This window comes from Candidatus Avedoeria danica (assembly GCA_016703025.1).
In the GTDB taxonomy this organism is placed as follows: Bacteria; Chloroflexota; Anaerolineae; order Epilineales; family Epilineaceae; genus Avedoeria; species Avedoeria danica.
This window is the reverse complement of record JADJCV010000003.1, coordinates 24,626-50,884: the sequence shown is the minus strand read 5'-3', so window position 1 is coordinate 50,884 and position 26,259 is coordinate 24,626. Positions and strand designations below refer to the sequence as shown.

Annotated in this window: 18 protein-coding genes; 10 read left to right on the top strand and 8 right to left on the bottom strand. The window is 72.1% G+C overall.

What is annotated here, in order from left to right:
• The first annotated feature begins 175 nt into the window (after positions 1–175).
• The 4 genes from IPG72_02285 (at position 176) to tal (ending at position 6,060) form a co-directional block, all read left to right on the top strand.
• On the top strand, positions 176–3,340 hold the full coding sequence (locus IPG72_02285; GenBank protein MBK6767861.1) for a DNRLRE domain-containing protein: 3,165 nt from the start codon (positions 176–178) through the stop codon (positions 3,338–3,340).
• A gap of 152 nt (positions 3,341–3,492) precedes the next feature.
• Entirely contained in the window at positions 3,493–4,032 is a 540-nt protein-coding gene (gene folK, locus IPG72_02280; GenBank protein MBK6767860.1) for a 2-amino-4-hydroxy-6-hydroxymethyldihydropteridine diphosphokinase, read from the top strand.
• Between the two features lie 127 nt (positions 4,033–4,159).
• Positions 4,160–4,855, top strand: coding sequence for a transcriptional repressor LexA (lexA, locus tag IPG72_02275; protein MBK6767859.1), 696 nt, complete (start codon positions 4,160–4,162; stop codon positions 4,853–4,855).
• Between the two features lie 89 nt (positions 4,856–4,944).
• Positions 4,945–6,060 carry a transaldolase gene (tal, locus tag IPG72_02270; GenBank protein ID MBK6767858.1) on the top strand — a complete coding sequence of 372 codons (1,116 nt, stop codon included), beginning with the start codon at positions 4,945–4,947 and terminating at the stop codon, positions 6,058–6,060.
• Between the two features lie 137 nt (positions 6,061–6,197).
• Here tal and holA read toward each other — a convergent pair whose 3' ends face one another.
• The 5 genes from holA to IPG72_02245 form a co-directional block, all read right to left on the bottom strand.
• Entirely contained in the window at positions 6,198–7,250 is a 1,053-nt protein-coding gene (holA, locus tag IPG72_02265) for a DNA polymerase III subunit delta (protein MBK6767857.1), read from the bottom strand.
• Positions 7,247–7,831, bottom strand: a complete 585-nt coding sequence (locus IPG72_02260) for a hypothetical protein (protein ID MBK6767856.1) — start codon at positions 7,829–7,831, stop codon at positions 7,247–7,249. The genes holA and IPG72_02260 overlap by 4 nt, the downstream gene beginning before the upstream one ends.
• Positions 7,832–7,932: 101 nt before the next feature.
• Complete coding sequence (locus IPG72_02255) at positions 7,933–9,114, bottom strand: pyridoxal phosphate-dependent aminotransferase (GenBank protein ID MBK6767855.1); 1,182 nt, start codon at positions 9,112–9,114, stop codon at positions 7,933–7,935.
• Between the two features lie 97 nt (positions 9,115–9,211).
• Positions 9,212–11,056, bottom strand: a complete 1,845-nt coding sequence (locus IPG72_02250) for a DUF814 domain-containing protein (GenBank protein ID MBK6767854.1) — start codon at positions 11,054–11,056, stop codon at positions 9,212–9,214.
• 20 nt (positions 11,057–11,076) lie between these two features.
• Positions 11,077–11,265: a hypothetical protein gene (locus IPG72_02245; protein ID MBK6767853.1), complete on the bottom strand. Its 189-nt coding sequence runs from the start codon at positions 11,263–11,265 to the stop codon at positions 11,077–11,079.
• 243 nt (positions 11,266–11,508) lie between these two features.
• On the opposite strand from IPG72_02245, the gene IPG72_02240 reads away from it, so the two are divergent.
• Complete coding sequence (locus IPG72_02240) at positions 11,509–13,695, top strand: hypothetical protein (GenBank protein MBK6767852.1); 2,187 nt, start codon at positions 11,509–11,511, stop codon at positions 13,693–13,695.
• Between the two features lie 40 nt (positions 13,696–13,735).
• Positions 13,736–14,182 (top strand): D-tyrosyl-tRNA(Tyr) deacylase, encoded by a 447-nt coding sequence (locus IPG72_02235; GenBank protein MBK6767851.1) that lies wholly within the window; start codon positions 13,736–13,738, stop codon positions 14,180–14,182.
• 97 nt (positions 14,183–14,279) lie between these two features.
• Here IPG72_02235 and IPG72_02230 read toward each other — a convergent pair whose 3' ends face one another.
• Positions 14,280–15,248 (bottom strand): hypothetical protein, encoded by a 969-nt coding sequence (locus IPG72_02230; protein MBK6767850.1) that lies wholly within the window; start codon positions 15,246–15,248, stop codon positions 14,280–14,282.
• Between the two features lie 175 nt (positions 15,249–15,423).
• On the opposite strand from IPG72_02230, the gene IPG72_02225 reads away from it, so the two are divergent.
• Positions 15,424–17,541, top strand: coding sequence for a hypothetical protein (locus IPG72_02225; GenBank protein ID MBK6767849.1), 2,118 nt, complete (start codon positions 15,424–15,426; stop codon positions 17,539–17,541).
• 61 nt (positions 17,542–17,602) lie between these two features.
• Here the strand turns inward: IPG72_02225 and IPG72_02220 are convergent, their stop codons facing one another.
• Both IPG72_02220 and IPG72_02215 read right to left on the bottom strand, forming a co-directional pair.
• Positions 17,603–19,882 carry an NADP-dependent malic enzyme gene (locus tag IPG72_02220; protein MBK6767848.1) on the bottom strand — a complete coding sequence of 760 codons (2,280 nt, stop codon included), beginning with the start codon at positions 19,880–19,882 and terminating at the stop codon, positions 17,603–17,605.
• A 177-nt stretch (positions 19,883–20,059) separates the two neighbouring features.
• Positions 20,060–21,922 carry a VWA domain-containing protein gene (locus IPG72_02215; GenBank protein MBK6767847.1) on the bottom strand — a complete coding sequence of 621 codons (1,863 nt, stop codon included), beginning with the start codon at positions 21,920–21,922 and terminating at the stop codon, positions 20,060–20,062.
• A 329-nt stretch (positions 21,923–22,251) separates the two neighbouring features.
• Between IPG72_02215 and kdpF the strand changes: the two genes are divergently transcribed.
• From kdpF to kdpB, 3 genes are all read left to right on the top strand, one after another.
• Positions 22,252–22,341 (top strand): K(+)-transporting ATPase subunit F, encoded by a 90-nt coding sequence (kdpF, locus tag IPG72_02210; protein MBK6767846.1) that lies wholly within the window; start codon positions 22,252–22,254, stop codon positions 22,339–22,341.
• Positions 22,341–24,089, top strand: coding sequence for a potassium-transporting ATPase subunit KdpA (gene kdpA, locus IPG72_02205; protein ID MBK6767845.1), 1,749 nt, complete (start codon positions 22,341–22,343; stop codon positions 24,087–24,089). The genes kdpF and kdpA overlap by 1 nt, the downstream gene beginning before the upstream one ends.
• An 84-nt stretch (positions 24,090–24,173) precedes the next feature.
• On the top strand, positions 24,174–26,246 hold the full coding sequence (gene kdpB / locus IPG72_02200; GenBank protein MBK6767844.1) for a potassium-transporting ATPase subunit KdpB: 2,073 nt from the start codon (positions 24,174–24,176) through the stop codon (positions 26,244–26,246).
• Positions 26,247–26,259: the final 13 nt, after the last annotated feature.

Below are 26,259 nucleotides of genomic sequence, written 5' to 3'. Positions count from 1 at the left end.
CTGATCGATGCCTTGGTCGTGTCATCGCCTCTGCACGCAATCGCATGGGGCATCGGTCCTTCGAGAGAATTGTCGGACGGTCGACCGGACGATCGGGCATTCGACCGGACTTTCGGGTGCTTCGTCGGCCCGCGGAGGGCGGGCACGGGGCCCGCCCCAACAGGAACGTTCGCTTATGTTCCGTTCGCCCCTCCATGCGCATCGCCGCGCCGCGCAACGGTACGTCGTACTCTCGTGCGTCGTGCTGGCGGCGGCGTGCGCTGCATTCCTGACCGCGGTCCGCGCGCCGCCGGCGGCTGAGGGCGCGCGCGCCGCCGCCACGCCGGCGTGGCGGCGTTCGATCACCGGGATGTACGGCGACAACGTGGCGGCCGTCGAGTTCATCGGCGACACGCGCCGCGGCGGGTTTCGCCACTACGCCCTGTTCACCCACGATTTCGGCCTGTTCCGGGCCGGCTCGCAGGTCGACGCTTGGTCGCCGATCGTCCCGAACACGGCGCGGCCCGAGACGACCGTCGTCCGGGCGCTTGCCCTCGGCCGCGACGACATCGAACGCCAGAAGCTCTACGTCGGTCTGCAATCCCGTCCGCTGCTCGCACGCTCGCTGGACGGCGGCATGACGTGGACCACCCGGGACGGCCCGCCCGGCATCACGCGGATGGACCTGCTCGACACGACGACGACCGGCCGGGTGTACGCGGCGCAGACCGGGACGACATCGCTGTCGACATCCGACAACCAGGGCGACACATGGACGCAGGTGTCGCCGGTCATCGGCGGGAACGATCAGCTGGCCGACCTCTTCGCCGCCCCGGACCGCCCACAGCTGTTCCTGCAGACGGGCGACCGGCTGTACACCTCCGACAACGTACCCGACGTCTGGCGCTTGGCCCTCGGGCCGAGTTCGGCCACGACGACGACGCTTGCGGTGGGCTTTGCCGCGGCGGGCGTCGGACGCCGGGTGTACGCGGTCGGCAAGCAGGGCGGTGTCTGGACGATGGTCGCCAGCACGGACGGCGGTGCGGTCTGGACGCCGGCCAGCTGGCCGGCCGAGCCGAACGCCGAGCCGACGGCGATCGGCGCCGGCGAGGCCGGGTTCGGCGTGCACTCGACGTGGGTCGGGTTCGCCGACGGGCGCGTCTTCCGCTCCACGGACGGCGGCCAGTCCTGGAGCCTGATCACGACGGCACCGATCGCGCCGCTCTCGATCCAGGTCGACCCGCACAACTACGAGACATGGGTCGGCCTCGACGGCTTCGGCCTGCTGCGGATCGGCACCGGCACGAACCCGACGGTCAGCGTCACGGGTGCGGTGCCGGCGCAGGCGCTGTCGATCATCGCCCCGAACTGGGAGTCGGAGCACCGTGCGCTCGCGCTGGCGCGGATCACGCCCAAGCGGCTCGACCGCGTCGGCGGCGGCCAGCCGACGCTGTCCGTGCTGTACGACTCCACGGATGAGGGCCGGATCTGGGTGCGGCGCTTCGTCAGCGGCACGTTCGGTGCCAAGCTCCTGCCCTCGACGAACTACGCGCGCGACAAGCGGATCTACTCCGACCGCTGGCTGTCGCGCAACGGCGGACAGGCCTGGACCGAGCTCGCCGCGCTGCCCGACGGCGGCCGGCCGCACGTCACCGCCGTCGGACCGGTCTCGGGCACGTACAGCCTGCTCCTCGGGCTGCGCGAACCGTGGAACGGCACCTCGGGCGGCAGCGGCCTGCTGTACTCTGACACGGGCGGGGCGAGCTGGCAGGACCTCGACGCGAGCACGGGCGACATCGTCGACGCGGTGTTCTCGCCGACATTCGACACGGACTCCACGGCGTACTTCATCACCCAGCGCGGCGTCATCTATCGCACGATCGACGGCCATACGTTCGAGTCGATCAGCACCGTCCGGCTGCTGGCCGGTCAGGGCATCGTGCACGATCTGGCGATCTCGCCGCGGTTCGACCTCGACCGGACGTTGTTCGTCGCGGTCGAGGACACCGCCGATGCACAGCGGGCCAAGGTGTTCGTCTCGACGAACGGCGGCACATCGTGGGAGGATCGCTTCGGCGGGTTGGCCGCGCGCGGCCGGCCGCGCAGCGTGGCCCTGTCGCCCAACTTCCGGAGCGATCGGACGGTGTTCCTCGGACTCGGGCGCGAGCAGGGCGACGGCGACGACGTGCCGACGATCTACGGCAGCGACACCGGCGGCACGGACTGGTTTGGCCAGCTCTCGCTCGGCCGTGTGGCCGCCACTGACTTCGCGTTCGCGGGCACCGAGCCCACCGGCCGGCTGTTCGCCGCCGCCGGCCGCTCCGGCGTCTGGGTCCGCGATCTCGACGGCTCGCCGATCGTGGACCTCATCCCGACCCCCACCGTCCCGCCGACGACGACGCCAAGCCCGACGCTGACGCCGACCGACACGCCGGCCCCCGGCACCGGCACGCCCGGCGGGCTGGAGTCCGTCTGCATCGAGGTGGAGGACGATGCCTACGTGAGCGAGACGTCGCCCGACGACAACTTCGGCATCGGCGGGGAACTCCAGCTCTACAACGACGGGGCCGAGAAGACCGCGATCTACCTCAAGTTCGACGTCTCGGCCCTGCCCGCCGGCAGCCAGCTGCAGGCCGCCAGCGTCGAACTCTACCTCCGCGGCCTCCAGCCGCTCACCACACCGCCGCTGTCCGAGATCTCGACGGTTTCCCGCGCCTGGGTCGAGAACCGCATCACGTGGAACAACCGTCCGCCTTCCGGCAACGACATCGACGCGCCGGTCCTCGACACCACATACGGCTACAAAGCCTGGGACGTGCTGCCGCAGGTCGAGAAATGGCTCGCCGGCACCAGCAACGACGGCCTCGTGATCGAGCCGATGAACGCTTTGCCCACCCAACAGCTGCGCGCCAAGTTCACCAGCCGCGAGAGCGCGGCGGCGGCGCAGCGGCCGCGCCTGTGCGTCACGTATCGCGCCCCGACGCTCACCCCGCCGCGCACCCCGACCGGCACGCGGACCATCCTGGCGACGCCGACCGCCACCCCAACGCCGACCGGTGGCGCGCCGTCCGCCACCACCGCCCCGCCGCCCACCGCGGCCACGACCGCGCCGGTCCCGTCGGCGACGTCGCTGCCCGAGGAGACGCCGGGACCGCTCACGCCGTCCGCGACACCGCCGACCGCCGAAACGCCGGATGCGCCTACCGCGACCGCCACTCCGACCGCCACGCGGGCGATCGTCGACCCCGGCACCCCGGAGATCTACCTGCCGTTCGGCTACCGCTTCGCGCGTTCCACGCCGCGGCCACGCCGCGACGCGGTCGCCGGGCCGGCGCTCCCGCCGGCGGTACGGCGGCCGTGAAGTCCGCGCGCGTTCGCCCGACCGCCCGCGTCGCCGACGGCACGCGCGGGGTCCTGAACGACGTCGTCGACGCGGGCGTCGGGGCAACGGATGTGGCGGTCGCCGGCGCGGCCGGCCCGGCCAAGGCCAAGCGGCGGGGTCGCGGCGGCTCGGTGCGGCCGGAGGCGCCGGTCGGCACGCTCGTCGCGTTCTCCCTCGGCGCCAATGAGGGCCACCGGGCGCACAACATCGAGCGCGCGCTCGCCCAGCTCGGCGAGGTCGTGGACATCGTGGCGATCTCGCCGTGGTACGAGACGACGCCCGTCGGGTTCGCGGACCAGCGCGACTTCATCAACCTCGTCGTCCTTGGCCGGACCCACTGGCCGGCCAGGCGGGTGCTCGAGGCCGCGCTGGCGATCGAACGAGCGCTGGGGCGCCGACGCGACGCCGGCGCGCCGCGCTTCGGTCCCCGGCCGATCGACATCGACCTCCTGTTCCACGGCGATGCGCAGCTCGAAACGCCCGGACTGAGCGTGCCCCACCCGCGGCTGGCGGAGCGCGCCTTCGTCCTCGTCCCGCTGTGCGACGTCGCGCCCGACCTCGTCCACCCGGGCCTGCGGCGAACGGTCCGCGAGCTGCTGGCGGCGCTGCCGGCCGAGGCGCGCTCGGGCGTCCGGCGCTGGTCACCGGAGGCGCGCGTCGGGCTGCGGTGAGGCGAGGGCCCGCTCAGGGGCGGCCCCAGTCGTCGAACTTACGTTCAACGAACATCTTGACATCGAACATGTGTTCCGCTACACTGGCCTGCAGACCCGGCAAACCCGCAGGGCGAGGAGGCAGGACATGGCGCGACCGGAACGACCGCTCACGGCACGGCAGCTTGAGATCCTCAAGTTCATCGTCCAGCGCATCGAGGAGCGCGGCTCCCCGCCGACGATCCGCGAGATCGGCGAGCACAAAGCCGTGCAGATCAGCTCGACGAGCGTCATCAACTACCACCTGAACAAGCTCAAGGAGCGCGGCCTGATCGCGCGCGACGACCGGATCTCGCGCGGGTTGTCGATCACGGAGAAGGCGCGGCACGAGTTCAACCAGATCTTCCGGCCTTCGAGCCGCATGCGGCTGCCGATGCTCGGCCGCATCGCCGCCGGCCAGCCGATCCCGGTGCCGGGTGACCAGGACCCGGACGAGTGGATCGAGGTGACGCGCGATCTCGTGGGCGGTCGCGAGGACGTCTTCGCCCTCGTCGTGCGCGGGACGTCGATGATCGACGCGCTGATCAACGACGGCGACATCGTCGTCATGCAGCGGGCGGAGACCGCCAACAACGGCGACATGGTGGCGGCCTGGATTTGCGACCGCGAGGAGACCACGCTCAAGCGCTACTATCACGAGCGCGACCCCGACCGCATCCGGCTCCAACCGATGAACCCGACGATGGAGCCGATCTATGCGGCGCCGTCGAACGTCGAGATCCAGGGCAAGGTCATCGCCGTGATCCGCACGCTGGACGGGTCGATGCTATCCTCCGCGGCCTGACGCTGCCGCGCGCGGCGCCGTAGCCTCGCCTCGCGGTTGCCCGCGTCGCTGCGCGGAGCGCGACAGTCAAGTCCCGCGGAGGTTCCTCGATGTCCGAACCGCATGTTCCGTCCAACCCGCTTGCGGCGCTCGCCGCCGCCGGGCAGAGCCCGTGGCTCGATCAGCTGCGCCGCGAGTGGCTCGCGGACGGCACGCTGGCGCGTTGGATCGCCGAGGATGACCTCCGGGGCGTGACCTCGAACCCGGCGATCTTCCAGGCCGCCGTGGCGGACAGCGCGGCGTACGACGCGCAGATCGGCGCGCTGGCGGCCAACGGCCTCGATCCGGCCGCGACCTACGACGCGGTGACCCTGCAGGATATTCGTGCGGCGTGCGACGTCTTCCGTCCGGTCTGGGATCGCACCGGCGGCGTCGACGGCTACATCAGCCATGAGGTGGCACCGGCGCTGGCCGACGACACGGCGGGCACGGTGGCCGAGGCCCGACGTCTGTGGGCAGCGGTCGATCGACCGAACGTCATGATCAAGATCCCCGCGACGTGCGCCGGGATCCCGGCGATCCGCACCTGCCTGACGGACGGGATCAACGTGAACATCACGTTGATGTTCTCACTGTGCCACTACGATGCGGTCGCCGATGCCTACCTGGACGCGCTCGAGCGCCGCGAGCACGACGGCCTGCCGATCGATGCGATTGCGTCGGTGGCCAGCTTCTTCGTCAGCCGGGTGGACACCTGGGTGGACGATCGCCTGGACAAGCTGGCGGCCGACGGGGTAGACGTCGCGCTCCTGCGCGGGCAGGCGGCCGTGGCGAACGCCAAACGGGCCTATCGGCGCTTCCAGGACGTCTTCGGGAGCACCCGCTTTGCGCGCCTGGCGCGCCACGGTGCGCGCGTTCAGCGCGTGCTCTGGGCCAGCACGAGCGCCAAGGACCCGGCGTACGACGACCTGAAGTACGTGACTCCGCTCATCGGTCCGGACACCGTGAACACGCTGCCACTGGCCACGTACGAAGCCTTCCGCGACCACGGCCACGTCGCACGCACGATCGACGCGGATGTTGCGACGGCCGATGCCATCGTGGCGCGGCTGGCGGCGCTCGGCATCGACCTCGAGGCCGTCGGGGAGGACTTGTCGCACCAAGGTGTCGCCAAGTTCGCGGCGGCGCAGGCGGCGGTGGTGGCGACGGTGGCGGGGAAGATGTAGTCAGGGGGTCTGAAGTCCGGACTCAGGCCTTCAGGTCAACGGCTGAAGCCGTCGCTGAGGGTGGCGCTTCACGCCACCGCGCGCCTGCCTTCGCAGGCGCCAAGACCATCGAGCAGTGCGGCGACGAGGGGTGGGCATCAGCGCGTTCTCGCCGCGGCACCCGTACCGCATACCCCGGCCACGAACAGGTCCAACGCCGTCACCGCGACGGTGCGACCCGTCTTGATCCCGACGTCAATGTCCAGGAGACGCTTCAGAGCCGCGTCGAGGAACGGCGCCGAGAAGCGTCGGGCTTGTGTGGCCAGCTTTCGGGCGACGAACGGCGGAACGCCCACCGCGCGCGCGTGCTCGGACGGCGGCACGCCGCCGTCCATCAGCGCCCGGACGTGGGCCAGCTGGTGGAACTGGCGGGCGATCTTGCTCAACAGCGAGATCGGCTCCTCGCCGCTGGACAGGAACGTGTGCAGCAGCGTCGCCGCCGCCGGTCCGTCCCGCTCGGCGAGCGCCTCGATGAGGCGGTAGACGTTCTCGGTGTCGATCGGCGCGACGAGCCGCACCACGTCGTCGGCCTCGACGCGCCGTTCGCCCGCCCAGGTCAGCAGCTTCTCGACCTCGCTGTCCACCCGCCACAGGTCGGCCGGTCCGTCCGGCGCCAGGGCGGCTGCCAGCGCCGACGAGGCCGCCGGTGCGAACGCGCCGCCGCGTCCGACGGCACGGGCGGTGATCCAGGCCGGCAGGCGCTCGGGCGGCGGCGGGTCGAACGCGCGCGCAACGACGGCATTCGCCTCACCGTCTGCGGGCGAAGCGCGGCCGGCGGCGGTCCGCAGCCAGCCGGCCACCGGATTGTCGGTTTCGATCTCGCCCTCGACGAGGACGAGGTCCGTCGTCGGCGGGACGTGCGGCAGGTAGGCCAGCAGCGCGTTGGCGAGCGCGGTGCGGCGCTCCTTGTTCTTCTCGCCCGAGCGGGCACTGCAGCGCCCGACGAGCCCGCGCACGACGACGAGCCGCCGCCCACCCATGAACGGCAGCGCGTCGGCAGCGGCCCGCAGCTCGGGCACGGTGAGTCGAGCGCCGTCCAGCACGGAAGCGTTGAGTTCGGCCATCGCGTCCTCCGCGGCAAACGCGGCGCGCATGGCTTGCACGCGCTCGGCGACGGCAAAGGCGTCCGCCCCGTGGAGCAGCTCGATCACGGCGTGCGAACGGCAGGGGGCCGGCTGTCGACGGCATCGGCATCACCCGCCCCATCGGCCGGATCCGTCGAAGGGCCGTCCTCGATCGTGATCCGGTGCACGGTGAGCCGACCGCGCTTCGAGCGCGTGATCTGACCGACGCGCGCACCGGCAACGTCGGGCAGCGTCGTCCAGCGGCGCTGGGCGGCCGGGCCGAGGGGCTGGCTGGCGACGGAGGCGAACGTGCCGGCCAGGAGCATCCGGGGCAACAGGGCGAGCCCGCCCGCGCGGTGGCGCGCCGGGACGAACGCCACGGCGAGCGTCGCGGCCGCGCCGGCGATCAGTCCTCCGACGACCATGTTCGTGCCGCAGTTCGGGTGGATCGCCAGCTCGGGCTCGGCGGGCAGGCGGCGCAGTGCCTCGTCGACGGCGTGCTCGACGTCGTGCGTCTCGAGATCGCCCAAGAGGAAGAAGCCGCCGGCGTCGGAGCGGCCGGCCATCGAGCGGCCCGGGAGGCGCGCGGCGAGGATGTGGACGGCGGCATGCTCGATCGCATGGTTGCGGCGGGTCCGCTTGATCGGCGGGAGGTCGAGTAGTCGCATGTTGGACTCCGTTCGTGCTGTCTGAGGGCAGTGCTGTCTGAGGGCAGTGCGGTCTAGGGGCAGTGCTGTCTACGCCCAGTGGTGTCTGCGCGCAGTGCTGTTTACGCGCCGGCGCGGGCGAGCGCTGTGAGGTGCTCGCCCATGCGATCGAGGGCGCGGTCGAGGTTGGGCATGGCGTTGGCGTACGAGAGGCGGAGGTGGCCGGTGCCGGCCGGACCGAAGCCGCGGCCGGCCAGGAGCGCGACGCCGGTGTGGGTGAGGAGCTCCTCGGCGAGCGAGAGGTCGTCCAGGCCGGTGCCGCGGATGTCCGGGAAGGCGTAGAACGCGCCGGCGGGTCGGGCGCAACGGATCCCGGGCAGCTCGTTCAGCCGGGCGACGACGCGGTCGCGGCGGGTGCGGAACGTCTGGACCATCGCCTCGACATCGGCCTGCGGGCCATCGAGGGCGGCCAGGCCCGCCACCTGGGTGGCGTCGGCGGCGCAGCTCGTGATGTTGCTCTGCAGGTCGATGAGGATGGGCGCGAGCGCGGGCGGAAGGACGGCGTAGCCGAGCCGCCAGCCCGTCATGGCGTACGTCTTGGAGAACCCGTCGAGCACGACCGTCCGCTCCGCCATTCCGGATTCGGTGAGGATCGAGCGGTGAACGCCGTCGTACACCATGCGGCTGTAGATCTCATCGGCCAGCACGACGACGTCCGGCCGATCGGCCAGCAGCCGGGCGATGGCCGCCAGGTCGTCGGCCGACAGGACGGCACCGGTCGGGTTCGAGGGCGAGTTCAGGACGACGAGGCGCGTCCGCGGCGAGAGCGCGGCAGCGAAGGCATCGACGTCGAACGCGAAGCCGCGCTCGGCGTCGAGCGGAACGTAGACCGGCGTCGCGCCGGCGTAGGCGGTGATCGTGGCGTAGCTCGGGAAGGTCGGGTCGGGGAGGATCACCTCGTCGCCGGCTTCGACGAGCGCCATGATCGTGTAGTAGATGACGGGCTTGCCGCCGGGCGCCACCAGGATCTGCGTCGGCGCGACGTCGACGTCGCGCGTTTCGCCGACGTGCCGCGCGATGGCGGTGCGCAGCGCCATGTCGCCGGCGGCGGGCGTGTAGCGCGTGTGCCCGCCCCGCAGCGCCGATACGCCCGCCTCGACGACGTTGGCGGGCGTATCGAAGTCGGGCTCGCCGACCTCGAGGTGGATGATGTCGTGCCCGGCCGCTTCCATGGCCTTGGCGCGGGCGAGGGTGGTGAACGACGGCGACGGCGTGAGGTGGGCCATCCGCCCGGCGAGTCTCATAACGGCCTTCCTTCAGGGTGCACAGGACGATCATAGCGGATTGGATCGGGAGATGAGGTCTGCCGGGAAGGGCGAGCTGACGGCCTCGCCTGGCGGATCACGCCTCGGGCTCGAGGCCGAGGGCGCGCGGCGAGGCCGGCCGCACGGTGCGCGTCGACTCGTGCGTCAGCGTGACCATGCCGGCGCCGCCGCCGCTGAGCCGTCGGACGTGGCGCGCATCCGTCACGGCGACGGCGACGGCCGCCGCGTCGCGCGACGCCGAGAACCACGCGGCCAGCGCCGCCGCCTGGTCAAGCGTGGCCTCGGGCACGCTTCGGCCGGCCGCCTTGACGACGACGTGTGCGCCGGGCACGTCGCGGGCGTGCAGCCAGGCATCGCCCCGGGCGGCGAGCTGGAACGTCACGACCTCGTTCTGGCGGCTGTTGCGGCCGACGAGCAGCGTCAGGCCGTCCGTCGAGGTGTAGCGGCGCGGCCGGCTGGTGGCGTCGGTGGGCGTGGTGCGGCGCTTCATCGCGCCGGCGGCGACGCTGCTGGCGAGGCCGGTGGCGGCGAGCGCGTCGAGCACGGCGTCGATCTCGGCGCGGTTCTCGGCGAGGGCGAGGTCGGTGCCGAGCTGCAGGAGCGTGTCCTCGGCGGCGCGGGCGGCGGCAAGGCGCGTCGGGACGCCGCGGGCGGCGCGGCGGGCGCGGCGGTAGCGGTCGAAGTACGCTTGGGCGTTCGCGACGGGCGTGAGATCGGGATCGAGGCGGATCGTCACCGGCGGCTCGAGCGGGGCGATGAGCGTCGTCGCGCCGGTCGCGATCTGCCATTGGAACCCGAGGATGAGGTCACCGGCCTCCTTCAGCGACTCGATGGCCGCCGGCGATGCCCCGGCCAACTGGTGCTCAAGGGCCTCGCGCCGCCGCCGTACCCGGGCCGTCGCGGCCGCCAACGCGGTCACCACGCCGGCGCGGGCGGCGCGGTAGCGGTCGGCGGAGGACCGGGCGCCGTGCCAGCGGGCGAGGGCATCGAGCGTCGTTGGGCAGTCGACGAGGGCGACATCGGGGGCGGCGAGGTGGGTCAGGCGGTAGGGGGCCCAGGCGAGGACGGTTGCGGTGCGCGGTGTGGACTGCCCGGATTCGGCGGCATCGCCGGCCCCGTCCTCTCGCGTCGAGACCGCGCGGCCGTTGCCCGGATCGTCCCCATCCGTCGACGTCCGAGACACCGCGATCGTCGGCGCCCACGCATGCGACGCCGGCAGCGCGGCCATGGCCGCGAGGGCGGCGGACAGCGACGTCGGATCGGCGTCGGCGGCAGGCATGGAAGCGTTGTCGGCGGAACGGAACACGATCTCGCGCGCGGTCTGCGGGCCGATGCCGCGGACGTGCGCCACGAGCGTGCGCCAGGCGACCTCGCCGTTCGGCGCAAGGTGGAGCCAGGCGCGGATGTCGTCGGGCGTGACGGACTCCGGCGGGACCTTGAGCGGCGCGGGCGGCGGGGCGTACGGGCGGCCGGGGAGCACGGTCCTGGCGCGCGACTGGGCGGCGGTGACCGCGTGCGCCGCGGCGAGGATCGTGCCGTCCGCATCGACGAGGATCAGGTTGGCGAGGCGCCCGGTGAGCTCCGCGACGAGCGAGATCGGGGCGGCGGCCTTCCAGTCGAAGCGCAGGATCCGCTCGTGGGGCGGCTGGACGACGGCCGACAGGCGCGCGCCGTCCAGGCGGGCACGGCAGACGAGGGCGAGCGGCGACGGCGCACCGCCGCCGCGGCGCGTCGGGGCGGCTTCGACGACGACGCCGGGGTGGTCGGGCGCAGCGGAGAGCGTCAGGTAGCGGCGCTCGCCGGCGTAGAGCTCGAAGCACAGCGTGCGCGGATCGACCGCCGTGACGCTCTGCACGCGGGCACCGGCCAACGAGCCGAGGTCGTCGGCCAGGGCGGCGGCCGCCAGCGCGTCGAGCGACACCGGCGGGTGGGGTGGGTCGGCTACTTGAAGGCCTTGCCGATGCCCTCGTAGACCCGGGTGAAGACCTCGATGGCCTTGTCGTCGAGGTGGTCGAGATCCGCGGTGCGGATGACCTCGTCCCAGCAAAGGGCGACGAGCGCCGCCGCGACGGCGCGGTGCATGACCTCGGGGTCGTCGGTGTTGGGGAGGTGGATCGAATCGTCTTTCATGTCGGTTTTCCTCGTGCTGCAGGTGGGGATGGCGGGCGTGCGCTGGGGAGCGGGGGCCGCGATTATCGCCGCGGCGCGGGCGCGTTGCAAGAAGGGTGCCGGGGCGTCCAGCCGTCCGACGCTGCCCGGCGGGCCGACCGGCGCATCGGGCCACGCGCGCAATCACCGACGCGCCGCTGCCCTGCCGGGGCCGCGCAGCGGCAGTCCGTGTAGAATGCCCAACGCACCGGATGGGAGACGACGATGCGGCTGACGGCCAAGGGACTGCACGCGGCGCTCGCGCTCATCGATCGCGTCGACAAGGTGGGCAGCGTGCGGGATATGGTGGCGCTGGCCGTGCAGGTGGACGGCTGGGTGGACCACGCGCATTCGATCCCGCTTCGGTCGGGTGAGGTGCACGCGGAGCCCGGCTTCCCGCTCGGCGTGCATGCCGCCACGGGGCAGGCGCTGTGGCTGCTCGACGGGGCGCGGCTGCTGGTGGCGCCGGGGGGCCTTGCCACGGGGGCCGGGACCGGTGCGACTGCCGGTGCCGATTCCAGCGCCGCAGTCGGCGCCGCAGTCGACGCCACGATCTACGACCTCGCGGATGCCCCGATTCCGCGCGAGGTCATCGCCGACCAGCTGCGGCGCGGGCTGTTGGCGGCGTACGTGGCGAACCTCGACCTGCCGGAGAAGAGCGGGCCGGCCCTGCAGGTTGCGGTCGGCGAGCTGCTGGCGCTGGCGGGCGATGTCGAGGCCCGGTCGCGCGGCGTGCTGATCGAGAAGCTCTCCGAGGCGATCGCCGCCGGACCGGCCGACCACTGGGCCCCGCTGGTCCTGCGCATCCGGACCGGCTTCGAGCGCGCGCTGTCCGATCGTCATCCGCCGACCGTGGAAGCGGCCGTGCGGGCGCTCGTGCGGCTGGCGGCCGTCGGGCCGTTCCCGCCGGGCGAGCCGCGGGCAGGGGCGCGGATCCTGACGACGTTGTTCAATTTCCCGAAGTCCGAGCTGCACGCGGCGACGCTGGCGGCGCTTTGCGACCTGGACGACGCGGTCTTGCAGGCGGTGGCCCCCACCGTTCGGCCGCTGGCCGACGCGGCGCTCGGGAGCCAGGACGCTGAGGTGCGGCGCCTGGCGAGCGACGTCGAGCTGCGGTTGCGGGGCGAGGCGCGGCCGGGCGTTGGCGCGGCGATGCTGGGCGGAAGCAGCGAGGAGAAGGCACGGCAGCTGCGGACGCTCGGGTTGGACACGGAGCGGCTGATCGCCCTCCTGCCGCGGGTCCTCGAGACGCTGCGCGATCCGGAGGAGGCCGTGCGGCGGGCGGCGCTCGAGGCCGCGGATCCGGTGCTGAGCGGGCGGGTGGGCGATCCGTTGCTGCGGCGGCGGGTGATCGAGGTGCTCGTCGAGAGCGGCGACCCGCACCTACTGGCGGCCGGTATCGCGGCGATCGACCATCCGGAGCGGCCGCTGGCCGAGGACGTCGCGCTGGAGGCGCTGCGGTCGGCGCTGGACGGGCCGGCGCACATGCGCGCCGGCGTGGCGGAGCGCTTGGCGGCGCGGTACGCCCGGCTGCCGGTCGATCGGGCCGTGGACGGGTTCGAGGGCCTGCTGCGGCACCGCGACGTGACGGTGCGCGAGGCGACGCTCAGCGCGCTCGCCGCGCTCGGGGCGGGGCAGGTCCGGCTGCGGGATCTGCTCACACACGCCTTCATGGAACAGCTGCGCGATCCGCAACCGCAGGCCCGGGTGGCGGCCGGAAGGGCGATGCTGGCGATGGGCTTCCCGAACGCGCCGAGCATCGTCGTGCAGTCCGTGGTGGACGCGGACGCGCGGGTGCGGGAGGGGCTCGTCGAGGCGTTGCGGGTCTACGGCGATCCGGACCGGATCCAGGAGGCGGAGCGGCTGGCGCGGGACGTCGACGTGGTGTGCCGGGGGACGGCGGCAGTGGAAGGGGACGAGCGGCTGCGCTGGACGGCGGCGCTCGGCGACATCGTCGAGCGCCGGGGGCCGCGGACGGTGGCGCTGCTCCTGGCGGTGCTCGGGACGATCCCGTCCGAGGCCGTGGATCCGTTCCTGCAGTTCGCGGTGGCCGAGATCGATCGCCACCTGATCCAGCTGGCGTCGGCGGAGGCGGGCGGCGACAGCGTGCTGGCGATGTGCCGGCGGCTGCTGGAGGGCCCGACGCCGCAGCCGGTGCACGCGGCGCGGCTGGCAGGCGAGCGGGTGACCGAGGACCCGCAGGCGTTCGACTTCCTGTGGACGATGGGCACGGCCGGCTTGCCGGGGCACGCGGCCGCGGCGCGAAAGGCGCTGGCCCGCCTCACGCAGGGCACCAAGTCACCGGCGGTGATGCGCGCGATCGCGGCGGCCTACTGGGCGTCCGGCGATACGGCGCAGCGCGATGTGCTGCGCGGCTGGTACGGGGCGGTGCCGCCGTTGCCGCGGGGGTAATGGGCATCGTGAGCCTTGGCGTGGCGGCGCCGTTGCGGCGATGAGGGCGCTCGTCCAACGCGTTGCGCGGGCATCCGTGACGGTCGACGACGCGGTGGTCGGAGCGGTCGGGCGCGGCTACCTCGTGCTGCTCGGCGTCCGGACGACGGACACGGCCGCCGAAGCCGACTGGCTGGCCGACAAGGTGGTCGGGCTGCGCTTGTTCGGCGGCACGACGGGGCACTTCGATCTCGGGCTGGCCGATGTGGGCGGCGAGATCCTCGTCGTGAGCCAGTTCACGCTGTACGGCGATGCGCGCAAGGGCCGGCGGCCGGACTTCACGCGGGCGGCGCGGCCGGAGGCGGCCGAGGGGTTGTACGAGCGGTTCGTGGCGCGGGTCCGCGGGCACGGGGTGAACGTCGCGACGGGCGTGTTCGGGGCGATGATGGCGGTGGAGTTGGTGAACGACGGGCCGGTGACGGTGATGGTGGAGCGGGAAGGGGCGTGACGGGCGGGGGAGGACGGGTGGACGGGTTATTGGCAGGAACGGAGCCGGCAGGATTCCTGCGGTGGGCACGAACGCGAGCGCGTTCGGCGGCGGTGATTCATCGCCGGTCCGCGATGATCGCCCCGTAGAAGTTCGCCCGAAACGTCTCCTTCGGCACCTCGCCCTCCAGCACCGTGCCCCACGACCAGATGCGAAGCCCGATCCGGTCGCCGGGCCGATCGGCGACGGGCGCGACAAGGGCGGCCCAGTGGTCGGGGAAGCCGCGGAGGATGTAGCTGGCGGCGCGGCGGCGGCCGGTGGGGCTCTGCATCTCGCGCAGCAGGTGGAGGTTCATCAGGACGAGGACGTCGGTGGTGGCGGACGGACGGAGCGCGAAGGCCGCTTCGATGCCGGCGGGGACGAGCCGCGTCGTCCGGTCGGCGACGTCGGCGTATGCGCCGGTGGCACGCAGCCAGCGCACGATCTCGCCGGGAAACGTCATCCCGCTGACGGCGTCATCCGGCAGGCCGCGGAACTTGGTCACGCGGTTCTCGCTGTCGCGGAGCGCGCCCATGAGCATCCAATCGGCCGCCTCCGGGAAGCCCCGGCCGAAGCGCTCGGCGAGGGCGGCGTGGTCGGCGTCGACGAGCGAGCCGGCGGAGGGGCGGACGACGAGCGGGCCGATCGACGCGGCGCCGTCGTCATAGAGCGCGGCGGCGAAGCGGGCGAAGGCGGCAGGGTCATGATGCGCCCAGGCGCGGAGGAAGGCGGCTGGGCCGCAGAGGTTCAGGCGGCGCTGCTGGAGAAGGTCGGGGCGGTCGATGACCTTGGCGAGGCGGGCGGCGACGGCGGCGCGGTCGGCGCGCCACGGGCTGGGGGCGGTGCGGGCGGCGAAGGCGGTGAGAACGGTGCGGGCGTCGGCGAGGGTGGGGCGGGGGCGGTGGGGGGGGGTGGGGTTGGCGTCGGCGGTGGCGCGGGCGGACGGGACGGCCTGCGGTGGACCGTCGTCGATGGCGGCACGGACAGCCCGGCTGGCGGACGCGCGCACGCCGGACAACGGGTTGGCGGGGTCGGGGCGATTGGGCATGACGACGATGATACGCGGGTGCACGCGCCTCGACACGTGGCGGCGCGTGAGTACCCAAGGGAGTACCATCCGCCTGCTTTCAAGCGCATCGGCGCGCATGCCGGCGACGTGCCGCCCGGAACATCGAAGGGAGCCAGACGCCATGCGGCATGTCGGAACGATTGCGATGGGTCGAGTGGCTTGCCTGACTCTTGGCGCCTTGGTGATCGTCGCTGTCCTCGCCAGCTCCGCCCGCCAGACGGACATGGGATGGTCTGATCCTGCCTCTGCCGCCGCTGCGTCGGACAACGTCACCGCGGGCCTCGATCCCGCGGGGCTTTGGGGCGGCTCGACGAACCGCGTCGCCGCCGATGGAGCGGTGGGCTATGTCGCCCGCCAAACGGCGGTCGACGTGGTGGACCTGGCGGCGAACCCGCCGCGTTCCATCGGCCGCCGCCTCTTCGCGGACCGCGTGACGGCTGTCGCTGCCGCGCCCGGTCGCCTGTACGTGGCGACAGGGTCGCGGCTCATCGTCTTCGACGCCAGCCGGCCGGCGCGGCTGAGCGAGCTCGGGCGGTGGACGTTGCCGGCGGATGCTGCCGGCGTGGAGCGGTATGTCGGCTGGATGGCCGTGCGGGGCCGGACGGTCTTGCTGTCGGCCACGCCGGCGCGCTCACCGTACAAGGGCTATGCGCTCGTGGCCGTGGACGCGACGGATCCGCAGCAGCTGCGGTCGGTGGCGGAGCAGGCGGTGGACGCGGAGGATATGCCTGCGGGTCTCTGGATCGCCGGTGATCGGCTGGCGGTCGTCTCCCAACGCTATGGGGACGACGAGCCTTCCACGTCACGCGTCGCGATTTTCGACGTCGGCGATTCGACGGCGATCCGGTTGGTCGGACGGGGCGGCCCGTACAACGACTACGTGGCCGCATCGCTCCGCGGGAACCTCCTGCACGTGGCCGTGACGTTCAGCTGGGTGATGCGCGAACGCAGCGCCGAAGCGAGCGCCGGCATCCGCGTCTTCGACATCGCGGCGCCGGAGGCCCCTCGCCTCGTCGGTCGGTGGGACTCCGAGGTCCGTGTCGAAGGCATGACCCGCATCGGCGATCACGCGGTCGTCAGCTTGCCGGGCTGGCGACCGGGGGATGGCCTGCGCTGCATCGAAGTCCGCATCGCCGAAGTGCAGCCGACGGAGGTCGGACCGCGGGCCTGCGCGGACACACCCGCGGGCGGTTACCCACTCGCGTCCATCGAGTCCGCCGGACGGCTCCTGACGGCCACGCAAGAGCGCGGCTGGGAGGTGTGGGACTGGCCCGTCGGCGATCCCGTGCTGCGGGCACGCAGCGACGATGGCCAATTTGTGTGGGACGTCGCAACCGATGGGCAGCGACTGCTCGTGTTCGACGACCACACGGTCCGGTTGGTCCGGCGGGACGGGGGCGGCCGGCCGGTCGAGTCCGTGCTGCCGATCGAGGACAATCGGTCGTTCCCGCGGATGATCGACGGGACGGGCGCGATGGCGCTATCCGGGGACCGCGCGATCGTGGCCGGTATGGAGGGGATGGTCGTGTTCGACGTCGCCACATCGCCTCCGCGGCGGCTTGGACAGCTGGCGTGGGGACTGCCGCAGATGCCTGCGCAGCCGCTCGTGGCCGCACTCGTTGGCCAATTCGCCGTGGTCGATCTGTACGTGCCGGGCCACGGCATCGCGCTCATCGACCTGTCCGATCCCGCGCATCCCGTGCGGCGAAGCACCCCGTGGGATGATCTTCCCGTATGGGATATGACCGTCGATGCCGGACGCCTTTACGTCGCGGCCGGGTCCAGGCTCTACGTGTTCGCTCCGGGCGGCCCGGACGGGCTTACCCTCCTGGGCGAAATGCACAACGAGATGGCGAACGGCGACGAGCGGGACGTCATGGCCGTGGCTGCACGGGGCGATCGGGTTGTGATCGGCGGAATTTGGTTTGCGGCCGTGCTCGACGTGCAGGACCCAGCGAACATCCGCAAGCTTGCCGAGCGCGAGATGGACGTCGACGTCAGCGATCTCGCCTTCACCGGGCAGGACGTCGTCGCCGCCGGTTCGCAAAACGGACGGCTCGGATGGGCGGGCAGGCTGATGCTGCTCCGAGGGGACACCGCGGACGTCGTGGCCGCGGTGCCGACGTGGAACAACGTGGAGGGCTTGGCGGCGATAGGCGATCTGGTGTTCGCGGCCGAGGCCGATATCGGGCTCAGGGCGTTCCGGCCGTGGCGAATGCCGGATGGGTGGCGGGGGGTGTATCGGGTGGTGTTGCCTTGGGTGGTGCCGTGATCGCATTTTTAGTGGTGGTGGGGTGGGGTGGGCCTGTAGGGGCAGGCACGGGGACCTGCCCCTACAGGCCCGGCAACCGCGGCGGCAACTCCTCCGCAAACCGCTGCGCGTCCACCACGGCCAACGCGGCGATGTTCACGATGTCCCGCACGGACGCGCCGGTCGGGATGACGTGGACGGCGCGGGCCATGCCGTGGAGGATCGGGCCGACGGCAGCGGCGCCGCCGAGGCGGTTGAGAAGCTTGTAGGAGGCGTTGGCGGCATCCAGGTTCGGGAAGATCAGGACGTTGGCGTCGCGGATCCGGCTGAACGGGAAGTGCTCGTCGACGAGCGCCGAGTCGATGGCCGTGTCGGCCTGCATCTCACCGTCCACGTCCAGGTCGGGGCGCTTGGCGCGCAGGATCTCGACGGCGCGGCGGACCTTCTCGCTCTCGGGCGTGCGGGCGCTGCCGAAGTTCGAGAACGAGAGCATCGCGATCCGCGGCGTGACGCTGAACGTCTGGGCGACGGCGGCGGCGTTGGCGGCGATCTCGGCCAGCTGCTCGGCCGTCGGGTTCACGTTGACGGTGGCGTCGCTGAAGAAGTACGGCACGTTGCGGACGATCATGAGGTAGACGCCGCTGACGATGCTGACGTCCGGCCGGGTGCCGACAATCTGGATCGCCGGGCGCAGCACGTCGACGTAGTTGTAGCTGAACCCGGACAGGAACGCGTCGGCGTGGCCGACCGCCAGCATCACGGCGCCCAGCGTGTTCGGTTGGGTGACGGCCTCCAACGCGGCGGCGTGCGTCATGCCCTTGCGGTGGCGCCGTTGATAGAGCCACTGGGCATAGCGCTCGCGGGCGTCCGTCGGGCAGTGCTCCGGGTCGACGATCGGCAGATCGCACGGCAGGCGGAGGTCCTCCAGGCGGGCGGCGATCACGCTCGGGCGGCCGATGAGGATCGGGCGGGCGATGCCCTCCTCGGCCAGCTGGCAGGCCGCCTTCAGGATCGCCGTCTCCTCGCCCTCGGCGAATACGACGCGCTGGGGATCCGCCTGCGCGCGGCGGATGACGGCGCGCACGCCGGCGAAGCGGACGCCCTGGCGGGCCGCGAGCTGCTCCGGGTAGGCCTCGAGATCGAGCGGCCGGCGGGCGACGCCGCTGGCGATGGCGGCGCCGGCGACGGCCGGGGCGACGTGGAGGAGGGCGCGGCGGTCGAAGGGCTTGGGGATGAGGTAGTCGCGGCCGAAGTGCAGGCGGTCCAGGCCGTAGGCCTTGAGGACGGCGTCCGGGACGTCGGCGCGGGCGAGGTCGGCCAGCGCCTTGGCGGCGGCCACCTTCATCGCCTGGTTGATCGCCGTCGCCCGCACGTCGAGCGCGCCGCGGAAGATGAACGGGAAGCCGAGGACGTTGTTCACCTGGTTGGGCAGGTCCGATCGCCCCGTGGCCATGATGCAGTCCGGGCGGGTGGCGACGGCGACGTCGTAGCGGATCTCCGGGTCGGGGTTCGCCAGGGCGAAGACGATCGGGTCGCGGGCCATGCCCTTGAGCATCTCGGGCGTGACGCAGTCCGCCACGCTCACGCCGACGAAGACGTCGGCATCCACCATCGCGTCGGCGAGCGTACGGGCCTCCGTGTCGACGGCGAAGCGTGCCTTGTAGACGTTCATGCCTTCTTCGCGGCCGTCCCAGATCACGCCCTGGCTGTCGCAGAGCGTGATGTTCGCGCGGCTGGCCCCGAGCGCCACGTAGAACTCGGCCGAGGCGATCCCGGCGGCGCCGGCGCCGTTCACGACGATCCGCACGCCGCCGATCTCCTTGCCGACGAGCTCGAGCGCGTTCACGAGGGCGGCGCCGGAGATGATCGCCGTGCCGTGCTGATCGTCGTGGAAGATCGGGATGTCCACCAGGGACTGGAGTTTCTCCTCGATGTAGAAGCACTCCGGCGCCCGGATGTCCTCCAGGTTGATCCCGCCGAACGTGGGCGAGATGAGCCGCGCCACCTGGATGATCTCGTCGGGATCGAGCGTGTCGACCTCGATGTCGAAGACGTCGACGTCGGCGAAGCGCTTGAAGAGGACGCCCTTGCCTTCCATCACCGGCTTCGCCGCCAACGGCCCGAGGTTGCCGAGGCCCAGGATCGCCGTGCCGTTCGAGAGGACGGCGACGAGGTTGCCGCGCGCCGTGTAGTCGAACACCGCCTCCGGATCGGCCGCGATCTCCCGCACCGGCGCCGCGACGCCCGGCGAGTACGCCAGCGCGAGGTCCTGCTGCGTGAGGAGCGGCTTGGTGGCCGTGACCTCGATCTTGCCGGGGCGGCCGGTGCGGTGGTAGTGGAGCGCGTCTTCGCGCAGGGACATGGGGGGACCTTTGGGGCGGGCGAGGGTTGGGCGGCGGGTCATGCGTCGGATCCGGTCGATGTCGGGCGCGTATGGTGCGGCGAGTGTGAAGGGAAAGCAATGGGGTCGATCGACGCTCGATCCGCTGCGATCAGGCAAACGTCCAACTTGAGGCCGCGGACTTCGCGGTTGCCGCAATCACGGCCTCCCCAGCGGCCAATACACCCCCCCACACGGAATGGCCACCGCCACCGCCGCGTAGATCCGCGCCAGCGCCGCCGCATCCGGCGCAATGAACGCGTCGCCGGGCGTGCTTGCGACGTCCGCCAGCAGCGCGCCGTCGACGTCGTCGCCGAAGCCGACGGTGTAGACATGCGCCCCGCCGGCCTTCAACTGAGCGGCGACGGCCCGCACGGTGTCCTCCTGCCGTCCACCGCCATCGGGCGTCGGGACGCGGTTCGGGCGGCCGTCGGTCAACAGGACGACGGCGGGAATGCGGTCGGGGGTCGATGCGATCCCGGCCAGGGCATCACGCGCCGCCGCCAGGCCGAGGTCGAGCCGCGTGCCCTCGTGGTGCGGCAGGGCGCCCAGCGCGGCGGCGACGGCATCGAGGTCGCCCGTCAGCGGCACGGCGACGGTGGCCGTGTCGTCGAACGCGACGAGCGCGGTGCGGTCGCTGGCGGGGTCGAGCTGCGCCAGGAACGCTGCGATCGCAGCGCGCGCGGCGTCGATCTTGCGCACGCCGTCGCCGGCCGCGGCCAGCATGCTGGTCGAGGTGTCGACGATGAGGACGACATCCGCGTGCTTGTGGCTGGCGATGCAGGTCTCATCGACGCCGATCGGGAGGTAGGCGCGGAATACGGCGGGCGTCGGCGTGGGGGTCGACGTCGGCGTATCCGTGGGGGTCGGGGTATCCGTGGGCGACGGGGTCGGGGTCGACGTCGATGTCGGCACCGGCGTGTCGGTCGGCGTGGGCGTCGGCACCGTCGGGGTCGGCGGGGGCGGCGGGGAGGACTCCGGGGTGCGGGTCGGCGGGCGGGTAACGATCCTGGCGGTCGAGAACGTGACGTGCTCCCACTGCGCCACACGCGCCAGCTGGACCTTGACGAACGCGCCGGCCGCGGCGTTCCACCGTACGTCCCAGAGCTGGCCGTTCTCCTCGGCGACGACCATGTCCCCCACCTTGTCCGTCCACTGCTCCGGTCCGGCGGTGACGATCCGCCGCCCCGCGTAGTCGACGCCGTAGAACGAGGCGTCCGGCGGGACGATGTCGAGGTCCTCGACGGTCAGGCCAAGCTGGAACGATTCGACGGTTCCGTCGGCCGCCACGGCGTAGATCCGCCCTTGCCCCTCGGCGCCGATGAGGATCCTGCCCGCCCACGGCCCGAAGCGATCGGCGTCGTTCGGCACCGTCGTGAGCCCCTCGAGGTGCGCGCCGAGGTCGGCGACGCGCGTCTGGGCACCGGCGCTCGTCACGCGCCAAACGCCCCCCGTCGTCGTGACGACGATCAGGTCGCCGCCGAAGACGCAGAAGCGGTCCTGGAACAGGCTGCCGCGCAGCAGGCCGGACTCGCCGCGCAGCCGGACCCACGCCCGCTGCACGCGGTCGCCGTCGGCGCTGATGCGCGCGATGACGCCGGGGTCGCCCGTGCCGGTGAAGAGCTCGCCGGGCGTGAAGCCGGCCTGGCACCCGCTCTCCCAGATCGAGCCGATCTTCACCTCCTCGGTGAACCCGGTCAGGCCGCTGAACCGCTGGTGCCGGCCCGTCGGCAGGACGAGCTCGAAGTTGCGCGGGCGGCCGTCCGGGTAGTTCACGGACACGACAACCCCCTGGGAGGGGGCGTGGTGGTCGATGCCGATCGGGTTGTTGAAGTTCGTGGCGACGGTGAGGAGTTGGATGGGAGCGGGCGTGTCGGCGATGTCGGCGATGCCCGCGAAATCCGCGACGTCCGCGTTATCGGCGATGTCCGCGCTGTCGGCGAAGCCGGCAGCATGCACGGCACTGTCGGCGCGGTTGCCTGTGCCGCTCCCTTCTTGCGCGCGGCCGGCAACGCCGAGCATGACGCAGGCGACGGCTGCAACGGCGAACGTCGACCGGCCCGGATGGCGTCTCGGGTGGATCGGGTGTACGTTGCTTACGGAATCCATACGGCCCCCTGAATCATCCTTACGCTGGTCCCACGGCCGCGGCATTATGCTGCCAACACGGTCCGCGCGTTGCCGGCAGGGCGAGCGGTGGACCGCCCGCCGCGTCCGGAACACCCGTGTGCGGATCGCTTGGAGGGAGGCAACCCCATGAACGACATCTATGCTCTCGCCGCCGTGCTGGGCGCGTTCGCGCTGACGTACGGCCTCTTGGTCCTCTGCGACCGCCTCGGGAGGCGCTGATAATGGGCACCCTTGACACCGTGGCTGCGGTCATCGCCGTGGCCCTGCTCGTCTACCTCGTCGTCGCCCTCCTGCGTCCGGAGATCTTCTGATGACCACGCTCGGCTGGCTCTCCATGGCCGCCACGCTCGGCCTCGTCCTGCTCCTCGCCAAGCCGCTCGGTGAGTGGATGGCCCGCATCTACGACGGCCGCCCCGGCGTGCTCGGCTCCGTCCTCGGCCCCGTCGAACGGCTCTGCTACCGCGTGGCGGGGATCGACCCGTCGGCCGAGATGGGCTGGCGCGGCTACGCGTTGGCGGCGCTTGCCGTCAACGCCGTCGGCCTCGTCGCCGTCTACACCTTCCAGCGCCTCCAGGGCGTGCTCCCGCTGAACCCGGACGGGCTCGGCGCGGTCGAGCCGTTCTCGGCGCTGAACACGGCCGTGAGCTTCGCCTCGAACACGAACTGGCAGGGCTACGGCGGCGAGACGACGATGAGCTACCTGACCCAGATGGGCGCGCTCACCGTCCAGAACTTCCTCTCCGCCGCCACCGGCATGGCCGTCCTCGTCGCCGTCGCCCGCGGCTTCGCCCGCCGCGAGACGTCGGCGCTGGGCAACTTCTACGTGGACTTCGTCCGCAGCACGCTCTACATCCTCGTGCCGCTTGCGCTTGTGCTCGCGCTGGCCCTCGTGTCCCAGGGCGTCGTGCAGACGTTCGCCCCGGCGGTACAGGCGACCGTCGTCGATGCCGGCGTCGATGCGGACGGTGCGCCCATCACGACGCAGACGATTCCGGTCGGCCCGGTCGCCTCGCAGGTCGCGATCAAGCAGCTCGGCACGAACGGCGGCGGCTACTACAACGTGAACTCGGCCCACCCCATCGAGAACCCGACGCCGCTGTCCAACCTGCTCCAGGTTCTGGCGATCCTCCTCATCCCGGCCGCCTTGTGCATCACGTTCGGCCGCATGGTCGGCGACGTGCGCCAGGGGTGGGCGCTGCTCGTGGCGATGACGGTGCTCTTCATCCCGCTGGCGGCCGGCATGTACGCGGCCGAGACAGCCGGCAACCCGAACGTCGCCGCGCTCGGCGTCGACGGCTCGGCCGGGCACGATGCGCCCGGCGGCAACATGGAGGGCAAGGAGCTCCGCTTCGGCGTCCCTGCCAGCGCGTACTGGGCGGCGGCGACGACGGCGGCCTCCAACGGCAGCGTGAACAGCATGCACGACAGCTTCACGCCGCTGGGCGGCATGATCGCGCTGTTCCTCATGCAGCTCGGCGAGGTCGTCTTCGGCGGCGTCGGCTCGGGGCTGTACGGCATGCTCATGTTCGCCGTCGTCACGGTGTTCATCGCCGGGCTGATGGTCGGGCGGACGCCGGAGTACCTCGGCAAGAAGATCGAGGCGTACGAGATGCAGATGGCGTCGCTGGCCGTGCTCGTGCCGTGCGCCGTCGTGCTCATCCTGACCGGCGCGGCCGTGATGCTGCCCGCGGCGCTCGCCTCGCGCGCCAACCCCGGCGCGCACGGCTTCTCCGAGATCCTCTACGCCTTCACGTCGATGGGCAACAACAACGGCAGCGCCTTCGCGGGCATCAGCGCGAACACGCCGTTCTACAACCTGGCCGGGGCCGCGGCGATGTTCATCAGCCGCTACTGGATCCTCGTCCCCGTGCTGGCCATGGCCGGCGCGCTGGCCGGGAAGAAGGGGATCCCGGTCGGTCCGGGCACGCTGCCCACCCATCGCCCGCTGTTCATCGGCTTCCTCGTGTGCGTCGTGGTCATCGTCGGCGCGCTGACGTTCGTCCCGGCGCTCGCGCTCGGGCCGGTGGCCGAGCACCTCTCGCTGTGGTCGATGCGATGAACTCCCGATCCGCTGCACCCTCGCCGCTGCGACCGTTCGAAATGTTTACCGCCGGCCCGTCTGCCGGCGCTAGGAGTTCCTGACATGTCCTCGCCCACCCAAGCCCGCCCCATCTGGGAGCTCAAGATCGTCCGCGGCGCCGCCGTCGACGCGCTGAAGAAGCTCGATCCGCGCGTCCAGGTGCGCAACCCGGTGATGTTCGTCGTGTTCATCGGCAGCCTCTTCACGACGGTGCTCTGGCTGCAGGCCGTCCGCGGCCAAGGCGAAGCGTCCGCCGGCTTCATCGGCGCGATCACGCTCTGGCTGTGGTTCACCGTCCTGTTCGCCAACTTCGCCGAGGCGATGGCCGAGGGCCGCGGCAAGGCCCAAGCGGCCACGCTGCGCGCCGCACGCAAGGACGTCGTGGCGCACAAGGTGGCCCGCGCCGAGCGGGACGCGCCTTCCACCGAGGTGCCCGCCAGCGCGCTGCGCAAGGGCGACCTCGTCCTCGTGAGCGCCGGCGAGACCGTCCCCGGCGACGGCGACATCGCCGTCGGCGTCGCCTCGGTCGACGAGAGCGCGATCACCGGCGAGAGCGCGCCCGTCATCCGCGAGAGCGGCGGCGACCGCTCGGCCGTCACCGGCGGGACGCGCGTCCTGTCGGACTGGCTGATCGTCCGGATCAGCGCCGACCCGGGCGAGAGCTTCCTCGATCGGATGATCGCCCTCGTGGAGGGCAGCAAGCGCCAGAAGACGCCCAACGAGATCGCCCTCACGATCCTGCTGGCCAAGTTCACGATCATCTTCCTGCTGGCCGTGGCCACGCTGCGCCCGTTCGCGAACCACGCCGTCGCCGAGGCCGGCAGCGGCACGACGGTCTCGATCACCGTTCTCGTCGCCCTCCTGGTGTGCCTGATCCCGACGACGATCGGCGGTCTGCTGTCCGCCATCGGCATCGCCGGCATGGACCGCCTCATCCAGGCGAACGTCATCGCCACCAGCGGCCGCGCCGTCGAGGCGGCGGGGGACGTCGACGTCCTGCTGCTCGACAAGACCGGCACGATCACGCTCGGCAACCGCCAGGCAACGGACTTCCTTCCGGCGCCCGGCGTCGATGTCGCGGCCCTGGTCGAGGCGGCACAGCTGGCCAGCCTGGCCGACGAAACGCCTGAAGGTCGAAGCATCGTCGTGCTGGCCAAGGAGAAGTTCGGTCTGCGCGAGCACGACCTCGTCGACCTCGGCGCGGTGTTCGTGCCGTTCACCGCCCAGACGCGGATGAGCGGCGTCGACCTCGGCGGCCGGCAGATCCGCAAGGGCGCCGCGGACGCGGTGCAGGCGTGGCTCGCGGCGCAGGGGGTCGCAACGCCCGGCGGCGTGACGGCGATCGTCGACGGCGTGGCACGGGACGGCGCGACGCCGCTCGTCGTCGCCGACGCGACCGGGCCGCTGGGCGTCGTGCGCCTCAAGGACATCGTCAAGGGCGGGATCCGCGAGCGGTTCGCCGAGCTGCGGCGGATGGGCATCCGGACGGTCATGATCACCGGCGACAACCCGCTGACCGCCGCCGCGATCTCGGCCGAGGCCGGCGTGGACGACTTCCTGGCCGAAGCGACGCCCGAGGCCAAGCTGAAGCTCATCCGCGAGCACCAGACCGGCGGCCGGCTGGTGGCGATGACGGGCGACGGCACGAACGACGCCCCGGCGCTGGCCCAGGCGGACGTGGCGGTGGCGATGAACAGCGGCACGCAGGCGGCCAAAGAGGCCGGCAATATGGTCGACCTCGACAGCAACCCCACCAAGCTCATCGAGATCGTCGAGATCGGCAAGCAGCTTCTGGTGACCCGCGGCGCGCTGACGACGTTCAGCATCGCCAACGACATCGCGAAGTACTTCGCGATCATTCCGGCCGCCTTCGCCACCGTCTACCCGCAGCTCGACGCGCTGAACGTCATGCGGCTGGCGACGCCCGACTCGGCGATCCTGTCTGCCGTGATTTTCAATGCGCTGATCATCGTCGCCCTCATCCCGCTCGCGCTGCGGGGCGTCCGCTGGCGGCCGGCGTCTGCGGCCGACCTGCTCGGCCGCAACCTCCTCGTCTATGGGCTCGGCGGGCTCGTCGCCCCGTTCGTAGGGATCAAGATCATCGACCTCGTGCTCGTCGCCCTCGGCTTGGCGTAGGCAGCGGTACACG

Bases quoted from the DNA above. Each gene is read 5' to 3' on its own strand.
- IPG72_02285 (MBK6767861.1), top strand. From the start codon at position 176: ATGTTCCGTTCGCCCCTCCATGCGCATCGCCGCGCCGCGCAACGGTAC.
- lexA (MBK6767859.1), top strand. From the start codon at position 4,160: ATGGCGCGACCGGAACGACCGCTCACGGCACGGCAGCTTGAGATCCTC.
- tal (MBK6767858.1), top strand. From the start codon at position 4,945: ATGTCCGAACCGCATGTTCCGTCCAACCCGCTTGCGGCGCTCGCCGCC.
- IPG72_02260 (MBK6767856.1), bottom strand. From the start codon at position 7,831: ATGCGACTACTCGACCTCCCGCCGATCAAGCGGACCCGCCGCAACCAT.
- IPG72_02255 (MBK6767855.1), bottom strand. From the start codon at position 9,114: ATGAGACTCGCCGGGCGGATGGCCCACCTCACGCCGTCGCCGTCGTTC.
- IPG72_02245 (MBK6767853.1), bottom strand. From the start codon at position 11,265: ATGAAAGACGATTCGATCCACCTCCCCAACACCGACGACCCCGAGGTC.
- IPG72_02240 (MBK6767852.1), top strand. From the start codon at position 11,509: ATGCGGCTGACGGCCAAGGGACTGCACGCGGCGCTCGCGCTCATCGAT.
- IPG72_02235 (MBK6767851.1), top strand. From the start codon at position 13,736: ATGAGGGCGCTCGTCCAACGCGTTGCGCGGGCATCCGTGACGGTCGAC.
- IPG72_02230 (MBK6767850.1), bottom strand. From the start codon at position 15,248: ATGCCCAATCGCCCCGACCCCGCCAACCCGTTGTCCGGCGTGCGCGCG.
- IPG72_02220 (MBK6767848.1), bottom strand. From the start codon at position 19,882: ATGTCCCTGCGCGAAGACGCGCTCCACTACCACCGCACCGGCCGCCCC.
- IPG72_02215 (MBK6767847.1), bottom strand. From the start codon at position 21,922: ATGCTCGGCGTTGCCGGCCGCGCGCAAGAAGGGAGCGGCACAGGCAAC.
- kdpF (MBK6767846.1), top strand. From the start codon at position 22,252: ATGGGCACCCTTGACACCGTGGCTGCGGTCATCGCCGTGGCCCTGCTC.
- kdpA (MBK6767845.1), top strand. From the start codon at position 22,341: ATGACCACGCTCGGCTGGCTCTCCATGGCCGCCACGCTCGGCCTCGTC.
- kdpB (MBK6767844.1), top strand. From the start codon at position 24,174: ATGTCCTCGCCCACCCAAGCCCGCCCCATCTGGGAGCTCAAGATCGTC.